Raw genomic sequence first — 16446 nt, 5'->3', positions numbered from 1 at the left:
CGTCGCAGAGCTCCTCGATGTCGCAGGGACCGGCCACCACGCGGCAGACCGTTCCGAAGGGAGCGATCTCGTCCGCCGGACAATCGGCCGACGATCCCGTGCAATACTCCGCCGGATCGCAGTCGCCCGTGGAAGCATTGCACTCCGTGGTGTCAGGTAAGAACGCGTCAGCCGGGCAGTCGGCGTCAGACCCCGTGCAGAATTCCGCTACGTCGCAAACCCCCGCAGCAGGCCGACACTCCGTTGAACCGGGTTCGAAGACATCTGCAGGACAATCGGCACTGCTTCCCGTGCAGAACTCCGGCGGGTCACAGGCGCCGGCAGAAGCTCGGCACTCGGTTGTGCCAGGTTCGAGCACGTCGGCTGGGCAGTCAGCACTGCTTCCCGTACAGAACTCCGCCGGATCGCAATCACCGGCCGAAGCTCGACATTCAGTTGTTCCGGGCTCAAGCACATCCGCCGGGCAATCGGCGCTGCTCCCCGTACAAAACTCGGCCGGATCGCAAACGCCCGTCGATGAACGGCACTCGATCGTGTCCGGCTCGAACACGTCGGAGGGGCAGCTTGCACTGGTGCCGGTGCAGAACTCAGCCGAATCGCAAACACCCGCGGAAGCCCGGCACTCGGTCGTATTGGGCTCAAAACCGTCTGCCGGACAATCGGCACTGCTTCCTGTGCAGAATTCGGCCTGATCGCATTCGCCGGCAGACGCGCGGCATTCCGTGGATCCCGGCTCGAGGACGTCCGCCGGGCAATCGGCGCTGCTCCCCGTGCAGAACTCCGCCGGGTCACAAACGCCCGCCGAGGCGCGGCACTCCGTTGTGTTGGGCTCCAGGGCATCCGATGGACAATCGGCCGCTACGCCGTCACAGAACTCAGGCACGTCGCAGTCACCGGCGGCCGCCCGGCACTCGGTGCCCGACGGAACGCGGTTGGATACGCACATGCCGGCGCCATCGCAGACATCAGCAAGATCGCAGGCACCTTCCGGCGTCTGGTTGCCACATGCCGTCCCGGCGATTTCGAAGGTGCACGTAGATGAGCAGCAATCGCCGTCCACGGTATTGCCGTCATCGCAATCCTCACCGACGTCCACCGTGCCGTTTCCGCACAAAGCCGCATTGATGAAGGTGCACGTGATGACGTCGAGAGGGCTCACCGTGATGTCGTTCACCGCCAGCCCGGAAGGCGTACCGCTTACCGTACAGCTTGCGGAGAGCAAGGCATAACCCGCCTGCGGTGTCTCGATCACATCGACAACTGCCGAGAGATCGTCGCCCAGATCAATATCGAAGTTGATCTGGCCGCTGCCATCGGTCATGCCCGAGGCAGGCGTCGAGAAGTCCGGCGCGTCCACATTGGTCGAGAAGGTCCACCCCATGGCGGGGGTCTGGTCGCCGGTCGTGGCGAGATTGCCGTCGGCGTCGATGAGCTTGTTTACCGTGATCGTGCCGCCGCATATTTGGATGGCAAGATCCGCCAGATCGTCAGCAAGCGTGTCGAAGCCGGAGGTGATTACCGCGTCGGGACTTGAAATGGCCTGGAGATTAGCGATGTTCACGCCGGAACCAATGCCGAGGGCGATAATCCGAATGCCGGCTGTCTTCGCTGCGTCCGCTTCGGTGACCGCAAAGGACAGCGCCGTGGCCGGGGACACGCTCGTTGGACTACCGTGACTGGCGTGGCCCCCGCGGTAATTGGGATTGCCATCGGAAGAGAAGATGATGAGGTCCGGCTTATCCAGGCGGTTCGGAAACAGAAGGCGCGCGTCATACAGGGCATCATCCCAGTTGGTGGAGCCACCTCCACCGGCGGAATTGATCGCGGCGATGACGGTGGCAGGCGATGAGGAGAATCCCAGAAGCACGTTCGCTGTTGTGGAGAACTCGACCACGGCAAATTGCGTTGGCGTGCTGGGGAGCAGCGCGTTGACGAATCCAACGAATGCCGCTTTCGACTGAGCGAGCTGCGTAGAGTTGACGCTGCCAGAAACGTCGATGACAAGCACGACGTCCAGACCGCACGCATCGCCCAACGGCGGATTCTCGACCGCCAGGAGGATTTGATCCTCGTCCACGGCCGAGTCAATCGGAACATCCAGCGCGCCTTTCGCGGCTTCAACACAAACCGAGCGCTGGCCTTCCGGTCCCGCGTCGAGTGTCCACGCGAAGTCCATGCTGTTGGTGCCGTTGGAATCGGTTACCGGCTGCCAGGCCGTGTAGCTTCCACCGCCGAGATCGGAACATCCGTCCTCGGGCGTCGCGTCGTTGGCCACACGCATCTGCGTCGGCGCCGAGGCGGGATCGTTCCATTCGAGCGTCACCATGGAAAGAACCGTCGTCGTGGTTGAAGCGCCGTCGTCGACCTTGGGCTTGCTCCCGGCAAAGCAGGCGAACGAGCAAGCCGAAACGACGGAGCCGCCATCCATGACGTCCGCCACGTACGTCCCGGCGGTACCATTGACGAAATAGAAGTAGTCGAAGTGCCCTTCCGCGTCGGTTACAACCGTGTCATACGCGGTCGGCCAGGCGGCTCCGGTACCGTCTCCGGATACCATGGAACCATCCGGCCGCGTGACTCGAATGGTCAAGGCGGAGTCCGGTGCGTATCCGTTGCCGGAAACATAGGCCCAGGAATCCGGCAGATACTTGGCCATGTCGGCGCAGACCGACAGAGTTCCGGCCGTGGAACACTTGTATTCAAGGGCGCTTCCTCCCAGCGCTCTGTGGATCGGCAACAACGTCAACACAAAGACGACTGCGACGGCAAATCCGACACCCCTTGCGCGCATAGAAAGCACCCTCCTCCGCTTGGTACGTCCGATATCGATTCGCGACATTGACGAGAGTGACCAGCGCTCCACCGCCGGCCACCGTGGCCCGAAATTGAGACAGGCTGCAATCTAGTGATGTGAACCTAGGCAGTCAACCAAAAAGTGGAACTTTGGGGGCCGCCCTTTTGTCCAATCGAGGCTGGAAGATTGGCAACCCCATTGGGCGCAGGGAGATACGCTGAACCGGCCAAAACCGAAATGCACCCGCCCTTCTTGAACAGCCTGCCTTCAGCAGCAATGTAATCGAAAGTCCGCCGCTGCTCCTTCCCGAAATGTTGCAGGCGGCTCCGATCGCTCGAAACCGCCTGCCGCTCAGTTGACCAGTGAAATGACAGAATCTCCAGGTCCACAGACCGCCCCGTGTCCTCGGGAGGGGAACGGAGTCTTCGCAACGCCCTTCAATACGGTGGATTGATGCCGGTCATCTGTCGCACGGTTTCATAGACCGGCTGTCCGTCCGCACCGTACGGATCGACCAGAATCTTCCGGTCGAAGACCGGTGACTGCCCCGGTGCGATATGGCACTGGGCGCATCCCGGCTGGCCGCCTGCTCCCCAGGCCTGCGACGGGTCAACGACGTTGTGGTCCAGCTCCCAGACGTAGGCATACCAGTCCAAAGCGATCGGGAGCAGACGCAGGTCGATCGAGGAGACTCCGTCGGGAGCCATGGCATCCTCGAACCACATCCGCGTTCCTTTGATGAGGACCGGATTGGCTGCGACCTGCCGCCCGTAGCTGTCGTTGCCCTTGAGCACTTGCATGTACGCGAAAATCTCCGCCGGGCGGTTCAATTCCGGAACGCCGTCGCCATTGTCGTCCGTCAACGCCGGGGTCTGGCCGGCAAGCACCTGTTTCAGGCGCCAGGCAATGACCGGGGCAACCACGTCATCTTCAAGCTCCGGCGTGCCGTTTCGATTCCAATCCGCCCAATAGATATTGGGCCAGTAGTTCACGGGGAACCAGCGCATGACCCCGTCAGAGTCCATCTTCTGAATCAACCCGGGATACCACGTGCTCTTATCCGGATCGGCCGGGTTGAGCGGATCGGCCGATAGGTATTGTGCACTGGAGCCCAGGCCGCCACCCGCCGGATCAATGAACATGAGCGTGTAACTCAGGGCGCTGGGGATGTGGCACAACTGGCAGGACAGTGTTTCGAACATCTCGAATTTGTGAATATCGTCGAATGCCTCGGTGGGAACGTGCGGGGCGTCGGGATGGGCGAGCGGATTGGGCGCTCCACCCGGAAGCGTCGCCAGGTGACAATCGCGACAGGTTCGGAAGTCCACAAAATCCAGCTCGTTCTGCGCTTGAATCTGCGGGCTGTTCCCCTTGGCAAACCCCGGATGACACTCGAGGCACGCCCGGCTGTGCGAATCCGGGATGTCGTTGGTCGGATCCTCGTCGTTGAGTCCGTTGAATCCCCGGAAGTGTACGTCGCGTTCGTCGAACCAGATCGTTCCCGCAATGATGGCGAAATCCTTGTGGCATGACCAGCAGACCTCATCCGTCGGGTGATAGTTCACCGTCGTGGGCGGGAGCGCCAATCCTCCTGAGCCGTCATCGATGAGGCTTCCCTCGGTCAAACCGACGGTATAGTCAATCTGGAGCCTCGGTGGGTTCGCCGCGGGCTCAAACGTGCTGAACCAGCCCTGACCGGCCGGACCCGCCGCCTGAAAAGCCGGAACAGGATTGCCCACGTTGTCCACGAGTGCTGCACCCGTTCCCAGGGCCAGTTGCCGCCATTCACGGTTCTTGGCCACGCCGTTGACGATCGTCAGGCCCGACCGGTGGCACATCAGGCAGTCCGGCTCGGACAGTCCGGTGATATCCCAGGGCGCGGGCGTAACCTGTCCGGTAGCCACGTTGACTTCCGCGTAATCCCCGTCCAGGCGCACGTCATCTGCGGTCATGCCGAGCTTCTCGTAACCGAACTCGCCTGTTGCGGAGTCATAGTACAGTTCGCCGTCACGATCGTACTGTCCCGGCCCACTCCCCGGATGGCATCCACCGCAATCGCGGATCCACGTGAAAGCCGTCAAGTCCATCGAAGATTCGTCCGGATTCGTTTTCCCGGAATGCTGGCGCAACGCCGCCTGAGAAAACTGGCCGTATCGTCCTCCACTTCGAACCCAGTACCTGCCGTCGTTGAAGTAGTCGTCCTTCATGACGACATTTCCGTCGGCGTCGGTCCGGCCCTGCTGATAGTGATTGCCTTTGACGAAATCGATGTCGTGGCACTCACCACAAGTCTTGATGCCGCTGTAGGGCTCGGTCGATCCGGGCGTGAGAATGTTCCCGTCGAATCCGCGCAGCGGCATCGCCAGGTGCCCCCACGCATTGCTGAGCCCGGCGAAATCCGCCAGGTCGGCATCGCCGTCTAAGTCTCGGTCGGTGAGCGTCGCACATCCGGATGCCAGGCCCTCCCCCGGACCCTGGTAGCACGATTCCAGCATGACGTAGTCACGCAGATCGATATATCCGTTGTCGTCGGTGTCTGCCGGATCAGCGGCCAACACGGCGACTCCACATGACATGGTTAGCACAAGTGCACTGACGGTGAGGAATCGCTTACGATTCATTTCCCGCTCCTCTCTCGTTGGCAACCCGGACCTGCGCCCGAGCCGCCGGCCCTTCCTGAAGATTTGAGTACGCCTTCCCCTGTTTCCCCTGTTTTGGAGGTTTCTTCCCCCCCAAGATGCAGAAAACACCTTTGCCGCCGGGTGATGTCCGTCACGGCGGGTTCAAACCGGTCATCTGCCGAACGGTCTGGTACACCGGCTGACCGTCAACGCCGAACGGATCGACAAGAATCTCACGATCAAATACCCCGGATGGCGCCTGGTGGCACTGAACGCAGCCAAATGGCTCGAACTCGTTGTAGCCCAGCGATTCCTCGACGGCCAGAACGTTGTGATCCAGGCTCCACAGATACGGATACCACGTCACGGTATCCCCCGCGTCCTCCGTATAGATGGCATTCACGCCATCGGGCGAACCGGGATCCTCGTACCAGATCCACTTGCCCTTCACCAACACGGGACGCAGCGCTACGGGCTCGCCGTTGCTGTCGTTGCCCTTCAGCGCCGCCATGTAGATGAGCATTTCCTCCGGACGGTTGATCTCGGGTCCGCCGATTCCATCGTCGTTCGTTACACCGGCCAGCGGACCCCAATTGGTGATCTGTCCGAGCTTCCACGTCGGGATGGGTGCAAAGACATCATCCGAGTAATCGCCCGGCGTTCCTCCGTCATCCCAATCGGCCCAGTAGATATTGATCCAGACACTCGTGGGGAACCAGCGCGGCTGGCCGTCGACGTCCGTCTTGTACAGGAATGACGGGTACCACGTGCTCTTGTCCGGATTCGTCGGATCCATCGGATCGGCCGAGTAGTACTGGCTGGTCAGCCCTGTGTTTCCGGGCGCATAGGCACCGGGCGCGCTGGCGCTCGACGCGATCGAGATATCGCGAAACACGACCGATCCCAGCAGCGTGTAGGGAATATGGCAGAACTGACACGAAAGAATGTTGAACATGTCGGCGTTATGCACGAAGGCCTCACCCGGAACGTCCGGCGCGTCGGGATGCTTCAGCGGGTTGGGCATGCCGTCCGGTAGCGTCGTCAGGTGGCAGTTGCGACACGTCAGCATGTTCTGGTAGTCGAGGTCGTTGCGGAAATGAATCTGGAAGCTGTTGCCCTTCCCGATGTTGTGATCGAGATTCCCCTGGTGGCAGACCGTGCAGACCCGGCTTTCCGTCGGCGGAATGTCGTTCGAAGGATCGGCGTCATTCAGTCGATTGAACTTCCGGTAGTGAATGTCGCGGTCGTCAAACCAGGTCGTGCCGGAAATCGTCCCATAGGGATGGCAGCCCCAGCAGGCCTGATCCTTGGGTGGAAAGGTCACTGACGTTGGGGCGATCGCCAGGTATCCGTCGCCGTCCTCCAGCAGGCTGCCGTTGGCGACTCCTTGCCCGTAGTCAATATCCAGCACGGGCGGCGTCGCTCCCAGATCGAGAGTGGAGAACCATCCCTGCCCGGCCGTACCCGCTGCAGCAAACGCGGGAACCGGCGCCCCGCCGCTGTCCTCGAGCTTCTCCGCCTTGCTCAATACGCCCTTCCGCCACCCGTGCGACTGATCCGCCCCGTTGACCAGCGGGCGGTCATTACGGTGGCACAGCAGACAATCGGGCGCCGAGAGCCCCGTGACATCCCACGGCGCCGGGCGAACCGTACCCGTCGCGTAATCGAGAATCGAATAATCGCCATCGAGCTCGACGTCCTGGCTCGTCAGCCCCAGTTTTTCATAACCGAATTGACCGGTGGAGGCGTCGTAAAGCAGTTCATCGTCGCGATCGAACATGCCGGGCCCGCCGCCCGGGTGACATCCGCTGCAATCCCGGACCCACACAAACGTCGTCTGGTCCATGTCCGACGGATGGCCGTTGGCCTTCGAAGCGAGCATGTACTGAAACGACTGTCCCCATTTGCCGTATCGACCGGCGCTCTTGATCCAGAACTTCCCGTCACCGTCGTAGTCATCCCCCATGTCCACCTGGCCGGCGGTATTCGTCCGACCGTCCTGGAACCATGCTCCGTTGCTGATGCGGTCTGCCACGGGATGGCACACGCCGCAGGTCTGCGGACCGTTGTACGGCGTGGTCGAGCCGGCGGTCAGGATGTTCCCGGCCGCGTCCCGCAGGGGCATGGGCAGGTGTCCAAACCGCTGCTCGATCGCGGAATAATCGCGCAGGTCCAGATCGCCGTCGTCATCGGCGTCGAACGCGTCGCGACAGTCAGAATAGACCGTTGGATTCTGCGGTCCGGAATCGAAGAAGCAGAATTCGAAGAAATGGTAATCCCATTGGCCGATGTAGCCGTCGAAGTCCACATCCGCCGGATCGGACCAGGATGTCTGTGCGAAGGCCGGAACGGCAAGAGCAGCCAGCGCAAGTACAATCGCCACGGCCGATACGGGACCGATCTTTGGTCCATTGGATCGCATCGCTCTCTCCCCTGTATGTCGACTCGCCAGCGACCCGATCCCGGCAAGTCCGTTCGGCAACGGAATTGCGCCTCCCGTTTATGGACACAAGGACGGCACCGGCCCGCTCTCCCACGGCCCGGTGATCCAGCTCACGTCACAACCCGGAATAGGCGGGGTTGGACACGTGATCTGTACACTCTTGAAAAACACCGTTTCAAAATCTTCCAGATCGATATCGTCGTCCTCGTTTGCATCGAAGACGATGGTGAAATCCTGAACATTGAAACCGCCCGGCCCCGTGAACGCCCGCTGGAAAACAGCGATGTCCGCAAGATCCACGTCCCCGTCGACCTCAAAATCGCCCAGAAGACAACCCTGCCGACAGGGCCGCTGGATGCACGGGGGTATGCCCTGCGCGGCCAGACAAGCTTCGACAGAGAACTCCTGCGTAAGGCACGCACCCAGGCTCGGGAAGTAGCAGCGCTGAACCAGCGGACAGGAACACGTCCGGGCCGGTGTGTTCAGCGGACACAAGTCGAAGCAGTCCGGAACGCCGTCCTCGTCCGTATCATCGAAGGTGTCGCAAGCGTCCGGAATGCCGTCCTCATCGCAGTCCGGCTCGCATTCGTCGGGCACGACGTTGTTGTTGCAGTCGGCGCAACTCAGATCGCCCATCGGACAGTTGAGAATGTCGCACTGGTCGGCGATCCCGTTTTCGTTGCAGTCCGGCTCGCACTCGTCGGGAACACCGTTTGCGTTGCAGTCCGTGCTTCCTCCGCAGGGCTCCGTGCAGTCCGGGGCGCCGCAATCCACGTCGCATTCATCGGCAACGCCGTTCTGGTTGCAGTCGATGAATGCGAGCTTCGGCCCGATGGTCACGTCGGACACATTGGCCGGCAGCCCGGGTTTGAACAGGTCGATCACGGCGTTTGTCGTCGCCGGCTCCACGTTGGCATCAAACGAGAAACTGTACGACGTGGAGAAGCGCAGAGCATTCGCGTTCTGGTTGACGGAGTAATCTTCCGTCGTCCAGGTGACGTAGCCCCCGGCAACGGAATGAGTCCAGTCTGCGTTGGATTGCGGCTCGCCACTGTGGTACTCGACGTCCCGAAACCCGATGTTCGAAACCACGGCGCCGTCAGGAATGGGAATCGAGAACGCCTTTGCGGCACGGTCGGAGTTCAGGTTCTGGAGAGTGTAGCGATAGCGCCATACGCCGGTCCCCAGATCAATCGCCTTACCCGCGAGGATGAACAGCCCCTCGCCCGGCACGTGGAAATCCGTTTCCACGACGCTCGGATCGACATCCTTCCAGGCTCGCACGGCGGGCTGCTCGCGCATGGTTTGCAGACCCGCGTCAAGAACCATGAGGAATCGGTCCGGCACACGCGGATCCTCGGCGATGTGAATCTCGCGATAGGAGGCGTTGTTCTCGCTGTTTCCCGCCGCGGCGTCATCGGCCATCACGTAATGACCCTCAATGAAGTACCGCGCCCCGGCGTTCAGCACCGGATCGACATCGGCATCATGTACCTGAAGCCGGCGATCCACGTCATCGTCAAAGGGCGGCGCCGTGGGCGGGAACGGAAAAACGCCCGTGTATCCGTTGACCTGCGCTCGCGGGCTCATGTTGGACTGAATCGAGTTGAGGTTGGCACTGTAGGGATCGGCACACCCTACGCCCAGTTGCTGCCCGTCCGGCACCTCGTCCATGCACGGACCACACAGGCTGTACGACACCGCGTAAAATCCGTGTTTGATCCAGGCCATGCCGATCTGAGAGAACTCGTTGTCCTTCAGACGGTACATGTTCTGAATAATCGCGGGATGCTCGGAAGTGATCGCGTTCCAGCTTGCCCGCTCGTCTCCGAGATTGCAGGCATAGGTTCCGATCGCATACGCCGTGATGCCACCCACATGTCCGTAATAGCCGACGGCGTGCAGATCGGCGACGATCACGTCCGGACCGATGTCGCCCGCCAGCGGGGAACGCGACGACGCCGTTTCTTCGTCGCAGGCATTGGCCGAGGGGACCTCGGAATATCCCACCACCCAGTCCGGAGCATCCGCCTTGGGATTCGAATCCGGCAAACCGGCAGCGCCCTCGCGATGCACTTGGTCACCCCTCGTGCCCTTCGGAGCGCGCGTTTCACGTCGGACGTTCGGCGCCGATTCGTCGTTCGCAAGTCCTTCAACGGCGACCTCGAACGAAACCGCACCGATCGTGCGCCCGACTGGATACCGGACCCCCTGTGCTGCGGCCCAATCCGGGGACAGCGCGATTTTCCCTTCACCGCGCAACAGGCCCTCTCGATCATTCAATTCCAACCGGGCGTCCTTGACGGTGAACAACGCGGTGGTCTCTGCTGCGTCGTCCAGCCCGTTGCGGATGATGAGGTGACCGGAAGCATCCGGTTCCAGCGACAGATTGCCGAAGACGGTACGCGGCTCCCCCTGGCTGAGGATGATCGCGCCCCCGGTATTCAGCCGCCCGCCCAGAATTCGATCGAAACCCGGACCTTCGGACAGCGTCAATGTCGAAACGTGGACATCAAAGCCCATTTCCCGCTCGACCCAGCGGGTATCTTCATCCGATCGGTGGCCTTGCGCCAGGAGCGGTCCCCCGAAAAGGTCGGAGGCGGGAAGGTCGAGCTTCAAGGAAAGCGTGCCGCCCAGTACAGTCAGGCAGACCTCGCGGTCCGGGGCGTCGGCGCGAACGGGAGCGGGCGCCCGTTGGGCGAGCAAGACGAGGTAAGCCGCGACAACGACGAACGCGCTGCACGCGGCCGCCCAGCGCCAGTCGCCCCTCTTCCAGTCCCTGCTCATCATGTTCCCCCAGACCCCGATTCCGACCGGCGGAGGCTGCCTCAAAGAAAGGCTCGAGAACCGGGCGACGGCCGATAATACTGCGAGGTCGTCCGCCCGATTTCATCGGTCGCGAAGGCTCAGATTGCGAGGTCCCGATCTACCCCCGTGCCAAGCTCGCCGGTTTACATCAGCCCGATGACACCGCTCTCCGCCCGGACAACGTGCTTCGCCCGGAAGTTCAGCAATCGCGGTGCCAGGGATTCCCCCCAAGTCACTTGACAACGCGGTATTATAGCGGCGGATCGCCCCGCATTGAATCAGCTAAATCCCCCCTTCTGGTCGTATCCACAATCTAGTGAGCTTAGGCCCGCCCGAGTAAAGCCGTCAAATAAGTTAACTGCTGGTTTAATTGGTCCGGAGTCATCACGCCGAGGTGCACGCGGTCATTGAGCAGACTATGTGCGATTATGAGTCATTCGACCTGTCGGTCCGAGACGGATGCGTCAATTGGCCCACGAAAAGTGCTATTTGCCTCACGTGAAATGGCCGACTGCTTCCGCGATTCGGTCAGGACTTGCTGATCCGCGTGCCGGACACGCCACGGATGACATTCGAAGCTTTCTCCAGAGAACCGATGAAGACGTGAGCGTCCCTCTTCCTGGAATGCTCCAGGAACACAACCGACGCCTGAACCTTCGGCCCCATGGAGCCGGCCGGGAACTGACCCTCCGCGAGCCAGCGACGAGCCTGATCCAGCGTCATTTCGGAAATATCGCGCTGGGTCGGCTTCCCAAAATCGAGACAGACCCTCTCGACATTGGTCAGAATCATCATGGCGTCGGCATCGACTTCGTTGGCCAGGAGTGCACTCGCCAGATCCTTGTCGATAATCGCTCGGACCCCGCGCAGATCTCCATGGCCGTCGCGCACCACGGGAATCCCTCCGCCCCCGCAGGCAATGAGAATCTGGCCGGAAGCAACGGCCTCGCGGATCAGTTCGATCTCCATGATGTGCTGCGGCCGCGGCGACGGCACGACGCGTCGGAACTTACCCGGCGAGACCTCCTTCATCGTCCACCCGTCATTCTGTGCGAAGTGGCCAGCCTCTTCGCGGCTGAGGATCCGGCCGATGGGTTTGGTCGGATTCTGGAAGGAAGAATCATCCTCATGTACGAGTACCGTCGTCACGACGGCATTCACTACGCGATCGATCTTACGCTTCGCCAGCTCATTGGTGAGCACCTGGGCGATCATGAATCCCATGCCGCCCTGGACATGGGCCACGGCCACTTCCATGGGCAGGGCGTAGATCTTGCCCGCCGCCGCCTCGTTGCGCAAAAGAAAATTGCCGATCTGCGGACCATTGCCGTGGGTGATGACCAGTTGGTGGCCCTGTTCCGCAAGCGAGACGAGATGCGCGGCAGCCTCTCGGGAGTGGAAGAACTGCTGATCGACGCGGCCTTCCTCATCCGGCAAGCTGATGGCGTTGCCGCCCAGCGCTACGACGATTCGTTGACCTTTGGTTGCTCCCGTCATCTTCCATCATCCCGTCAACAAGTCGACCGTTCGGGCAAACATCCCCGCAACAACACATCGGAGTTCATCGCAGGAAATCATTGGCGACGAGCGCCAGATCACGCGCACGCCAGCAGATGCAGCACGAGGGCCTTTTGTGCATGCATCCGATTCTCGGCCTGGTCGAATATCGCAGAATTCGGAAGCCGGGCCGTTTCGTAGTCAATTTCGTCACCATAATGCGCCGGCAGGCAATGCAGGATGACGGCATTGCGGTCGGCGCGTTTCATCGTATCGGCGTCGATGCGGTACTTTTCGAAGATGCGCTTCCGCTCGGCCGCCTCGGCTTCCTGACCCATCGAAGCCCAGACATCGGTGTAAAGGACGTCAGCCCCTTCCGTCGCGCCGAGATCGTTGGTCACCGCGACCTTCGCCCCCGTCTCTTTGCCGATTGCCTCAGCCTGGCGGCGCACGTCCTCTTTCGGCTCGTACCCCTTCGGCGTGATCACCGTCACGTGCATACCCACCATCGCCGAGCCGAGCATGAGCGAGTGAGCCACATTGTTCCCGTCGCCGATAAAGCAGAACTTGAGCCCCTCGAATCGGTCCTTGCGCTCCTGGATGGTCTGCAAATCCGCCAGAATCTGGCAGGGATGCTCGTGATCGCTGAGGCCGTTGATGACCGGAACGGTGGAGTACTTCGCCAGGTCCTCGACGATGTCATGCCCGAAAACGCGGGCCATGATGACATCGACGTAGCGCGACAGCACGCGGGCGATGTCCTCGGTGATCTCTCGTTTGCCGAGGCTGATATCCGTCGGCGCAAGGTAGATCGCGTGCCCTCCGAGTTGCGTCATGCCGGTTTCAAACGAGACACGGGTCCGCAGTGACGGCTTTTGGAAAATCATCGCCATCGTTTTGTTGGCCAGCGGCGGCGGCGAGGGATTGGTTCGTTTGATCCGCCGCGCCGTACTCAGCACGGCCATCAATTCGATACGCGAAAGATCGGTCATGGAAAGGAAATGACGACCTGCCAGGCTCACGATTGAACTCCTGTCGTTGAATCAAAGCTACTCTTGAACGCTGCGCACCTCTCGGCTTAACTTCAACTCATTCCGGTTCCGACGGGATGAAGGGGGCGATCGCTGTTGCCAACATGGGCAAATCACTTTCCAGCGTCGCCCAAACTCGATCCCAATTGACTTCGTCGTAGCCATGTACAAGCCGATGACGCATGGAGATCATCTCTCGCCACGGCAACTCAGGCGTTCGCTCCTGGAACGAACGGGAGACCCGATTCGCAGCTTCCCCAATGATCACGATCTGACTGAACACGGCCCACCTGGTGCGCTCGTCCTCCAGAAATCGAGCGTGGTCCAGCCCCTCGACGAAACCGGTGGCCCGGCGGATCGCCTCGCGAATATCTACCAAGGATGCCAGATCAACGGACATAAACCGGAAGCGTATTCCCTAGTATCAACCCTCGCCGGATCCAGTTCGCACTTTGTTCAATCGGGCGCCGTTCCACAAGATCCACGGATCGGCCTACAATTCCCTCCAATTCCTGCTGGGCGTCGGCCAGATCGAACAGACTGAATCTGGCCGAGTCTTCGAATGTCACGAGAAAATCGACGTCGCTTTCGGGGCCGAAATCGTCACGAAGAGCGGAACCGAATACTTCGAGGCGGACGATTCCCCAACGCCGACAGAATGAGGCAATCTCCGCCCCCGGCAATTCAATGTGCAAGGATGCGCCTTTTCTCACCATCGCAGACGTCCCGCAACCGGCAAGCGGAATCTCCGGCGTCTTCGCCGCCTACGCCAGCACTTTGGCCAGCCGATCGCACGCCCAGTCCACTTCTTCCTTGGTAATGCACAGCGGCGGGGCCAGACGCATGGTCTGCTCGTGCGTGTCCTTGCAGAGCATTCCCTCGCGCATCAGCGCCTCGCAGTACGGCCGAGCCTTGCCCGCCGACGGATGGAACTCGATGCCGACCCACAGACCCCGGCCGCGAATGTCCTTCACCTTGTCCGTCTTGATGGCCCGCAGCCGACTGAACAGGTGCTCGCCGACGACACGGGCGTTCTCCTGGTATTTGCCGCCCTTGAGAATCTCGACGACCTTTCGCCCTATGGCACAGGCCAGCGGGTTGCCGCCGAACGTGCTCCCGTGAATGCCCGGGCTGAAGACGCTCATGATCTCCTTCGTGGACACCACGGCCGAGACGGGCATGACCCCGCCGCCGAGCGCCTTGCCGAGGATGAAAATATCCGGCCGGACGCCCTCCGTCTCCACGCAGAATGTCGCTCCGCAACGACCGAGGCCCGATTGAATCTCATCCGCAATGAACAGGACGTTATTTTCCTTGCACAGGTCGCGGGCTTTCTGAAGGTAGCCTTTGGGCGGGACAATAATGCCAGCCTCGCCCTGGATGGGCTCAACGAGAAACGCTACGGTGTTGGCATCGATCGCTTTGCGGAGTGCATCGAGATCGCCGTACTTGACGATTTCAAAGCCCGGCGTGAACGGACCGAAACCCTCACGACAAAGCGGGTCGGTGCTGAAACTGATGATCGTCGTCGTGCGCCCGTGGAAATTATCCGCGCAGCAGATTACTTTTGCTTTTCCGGCGGGGACACCCTTCTTGTCGTAGCCCCACTTCCGCGCCGTCTTGACCGCCGTCTCCACGCCCTCCGCGCCGGTGTTCATGGGCAGAACCACGTCCATGCCGCAAAGCCCGGCAAGTTCCTTGCAGAACGCGCCGAGCTGGTCGTTCTGAAATGCCCGGGAGGTCAGCGTCACCTTGTCGAGCTGGGCCTTTGCTGCGGCGATCAGTTCCGGGTGGCAGTGGCCAAAGTTCACCGCCGAGTACGCCGCGAGCATGTCCATGTAGCGGTTGCCGTCAACGTCCGTCACCCAGACTCCCTCGGCCTTGGCGACCACGACCGGCAAGGGGTGGTAGTTGTGAGCTGCGTACTTGTCGACCGTCTCGATGTGCCTGGCGGCGTTCGGGCCGACGCCCGTCATCTCAGCGTGTACACTCATCGTTGTTCCTTTTTCGCAGGGGCGAGGCAGCGCACTCCAACCGCGCCGTTTTGAAGCGCGGCGAGTATAGCCGTTGTCGGCTCCGCGGATCAAGGATGCCGTGGCGGACAGCGATCGCTTCGGGTGTCATTGCGGATCGACCAGCGCCTTGATCACCGCGCCTGCCTGCACCGCCGCCAAAGCGTCGTTGACCCCCTCCAAGGGGTACCGCTTCAATTTCAGCGTGCCCCACAGCGCCTGGCCGCGAGGCGTCCGCAGCATCTCCACACCGCGATGGAAGTGCGAATAATCCGACCCCCAGCAACCCCGCACGTCGAGGTGCTTCTTGTTCAGGTCCAGGTGCGGGTTGAAGGCCACGTCGCCGTGGTCGGTGTACTGCCCGACGACGACCACCGTTCCGCCATCGCGCGTGTAGTGCATCGCCTGAACCACGGCCGCGGGGGAGCCGGTGCACTCGATGGTCACATCTGCCCCCCGGCCGTGCGAATGACTGTGAACCCAATCGACGCGCTCCGAATCCGATGCCGCGGTGAAATCCAGCGCATCGCTCGCACCCATCCCCTTCGCCGCGGAAAGCCGTTCCGTAGGGGCGCCGATACACAACACGCCGGCCGCTCCTCGAAGCACACTGAACCCCACGGCCGACAGGCCCACGGGGCCGCTCCCCAACACGAGCACCGTGTCGCCAAGGCGAATTTCCCCCCGCTCCACGGCGTGCAAGGCCGTCGGTAGCGAGCATCCCCCGGCCATGTAGAGCTCGCTGGGGACGCCGTCCATGCGGATGCAGCGCACGCCGGGCTTCAAGTAGAGATGCTTCGCCCATCCGCCGGTGAGGCCGTCGCCGACGCCGTAGGTGATGCCGTAGACTTTGCGATGCGGGCAGCGCGTCGAAGCCCTGGCGACGAGGCAGTACCAGCATTGGTGGCACGTGCGGTGCACGTCGAGGAAGGTGACGCGGTCGCCTTCGGCCAGGGGAGCGCCGTAAATGTCGTTCATCGTGCCGCGAAGGCGATCGATAGTCCCGACCGTCACGTGGCCGGGGATGATGGGGTACGGAACGCCGGCAAGACGACTGTCGCGCAGGTGTACGTCGGTGCCGCAGACTTCGCTGAGTTCCACGCGGAGCAGGGCCGAGTCCGGTTCGAGCTCCGGCAGGGGAAGTTCGCGGAGTTCCACCGCCCGGCCGGAACCAGGCATGACGGCGGCGAGAGTTGTTTGCACTTTCGACATGCTTTATCGCTTTCGCCAGATCGCGCAG

At 61.6% G+C, this 16446-nt stretch carries 10 protein-coding genes; all 10 read right to left on the bottom strand.

The features are described 5' to 3' along the window. Positions 1-2791: VWA domain-containing protein (locus tag J5J06_08530; protein MCO6437120.1), on the bottom strand; the 2791-nt coding region annotated here is incomplete at its 3' end. Between the two features lie 440 nt (positions 2792-3231). After that, positions 3232-5415: a hypothetical protein gene (locus J5J06_08525; protein MCO6437119.1), complete on the bottom strand. Its 2184-nt coding sequence runs from the start codon at positions 5413-5415 to the stop codon at positions 3232-3234. A 151-nt stretch (positions 5416-5566) separates the two neighbouring features. Further along, the gene (locus tag J5J06_08520) at positions 5567-7837 is read right to left on the bottom strand and encodes a hypothetical protein (protein MCO6437118.1); all 2271 of its coding nucleotides are present in this window, start codon (positions 7835-7837) and stop codon (positions 5567-5569) included. A gap of 78 nt (positions 7838-7915) precedes the next feature. Continuing rightward, positions 7916-10648 carry a thrombospondin type 3 repeat-containing protein gene (locus J5J06_08515; protein ID MCO6437117.1) on the bottom strand — a complete coding sequence of 911 codons (2733 nt, stop codon included), beginning with the start codon at positions 10646-10648 and terminating at the stop codon, positions 7916-7918. Positions 10649-11194: 546 nt separating this feature from the next. Then, a complete protein-coding gene (locus tag J5J06_08510) occupies positions 11195-12163 on the bottom strand; it encodes a carbamate kinase (protein MCO6437116.1) in 969 nt (322 codons plus the stop codon). Between the two features lie 98 nt (positions 12164-12261). Then, on the bottom strand, positions 12262-13155 hold the full coding sequence (gene argF, locus J5J06_08505; protein ID MCO6437115.1) for an ornithine carbamoyltransferase: 894 nt from the start codon (positions 13153-13155) through the stop codon (positions 12262-12264). Positions 13156-13252: 97 nt separating this feature from the next. After that, complete coding sequence (locus J5J06_08500) at positions 13253-13594, bottom strand: DUF86 domain-containing protein (protein ID MCO6437114.1); 342 nt, start codon at positions 13592-13594, stop codon at positions 13253-13255. After that, positions 13584-13910, bottom strand: a complete 327-nt coding sequence (locus tag J5J06_08495) for a nucleotidyltransferase domain-containing protein (GenBank protein MCO6437113.1) — start codon at positions 13908-13910, stop codon at positions 13584-13586. Before J5J06_08495 ends, J5J06_08500 begins: the two co-directional genes overlap by 11 nt. Positions 13911-13958: 48 nt before the next feature. Next, on the bottom strand, positions 13959-15170 hold the full coding sequence (rocD, locus tag J5J06_08490) for an ornithine--oxo-acid transaminase (protein ID MCO6437112.1): 1212 nt from the start codon (positions 15168-15170) through the stop codon (positions 13959-13961). Between the two features lie 144 nt (positions 15171-15314). Continuing rightward, the gene (locus J5J06_08485) at positions 15315-16418 is read right to left on the bottom strand and encodes a zinc-binding dehydrogenase (GenBank protein MCO6437111.1); all 1104 of its coding nucleotides are present in this window, start codon (positions 16416-16418) and stop codon (positions 15315-15317) included. Between the last annotated feature and the right edge of the window lie 28 nt (positions 16419-16446).

The sequence above is a fragment of the Phycisphaerae bacterium genome (genome assembly GCA_024102815.1).
Lineage (GTDB): Bacteria > Planctomycetota > Phycisphaerae > UBA1845 > UBA1845 > JAGFJJ01.
Note: the sequence above shows the minus strand (reverse complement) of the source record. Positions and strands in the feature narration are given on the sequence as shown.

What these genes read in the sequence shown, in the direction of transcription:
- J5J06_08525 (MCO6437119.1), bottom strand. Translation starts at nt 5,415, where the DNA reads ATGAATCGTAAGCGATTCCTCACCGTCAGTGCACTTGTGCTAACCATG.
- J5J06_08520 (MCO6437118.1), bottom strand. Translation starts at nt 7,837, where the DNA reads ATGCGATCCAATGGACCAAAGATCGGTCCCGTATCGGCCGTGGCGATT.
- J5J06_08515 (MCO6437117.1), bottom strand. Translation starts at nt 10,648, where the DNA reads ATGATGAGCAGGGACTGGAAGAGGGGCGACTGGCGCTGGGCGGCCGCG.
- J5J06_08510 (MCO6437116.1), bottom strand. Translation starts at nt 12,163, where the DNA reads ATGACGGGAGCAACCAAAGGTCAACGAATCGTCGTAGCGCTGGGCGGC.
- argF (MCO6437115.1), bottom strand. Translation starts at nt 13,155, where the DNA reads ATGACCGATCTTTCGCGTATCGAATTGATGGCCGTGCTGAGTACGGCG.
- J5J06_08500 (MCO6437114.1), bottom strand. Translation starts at nt 13,594, where the DNA reads ATGTCCGTTGATCTGGCATCCTTGGTAGATATTCGCGAGGCGATCCGC.
- J5J06_08495 (MCO6437113.1), bottom strand. Translation starts at nt 13,910, where the DNA reads ATGGTGAGAAAAGGCGCATCCTTGCACATTGAATTGCCGGGGGCGGAG.
- rocD (MCO6437112.1), bottom strand. Translation starts at nt 15,170, where the DNA reads ATGACGGGCGTCGGCCCGAACGCCGCCAGGCACATCGAGACGGTCGAC.
- J5J06_08485 (MCO6437111.1), bottom strand. Translation starts at nt 16,418, where the DNA reads ATGTCGAAAGTGCAAACAACTCTCGCCGCCGTCATGCCTGGTTCCGGC.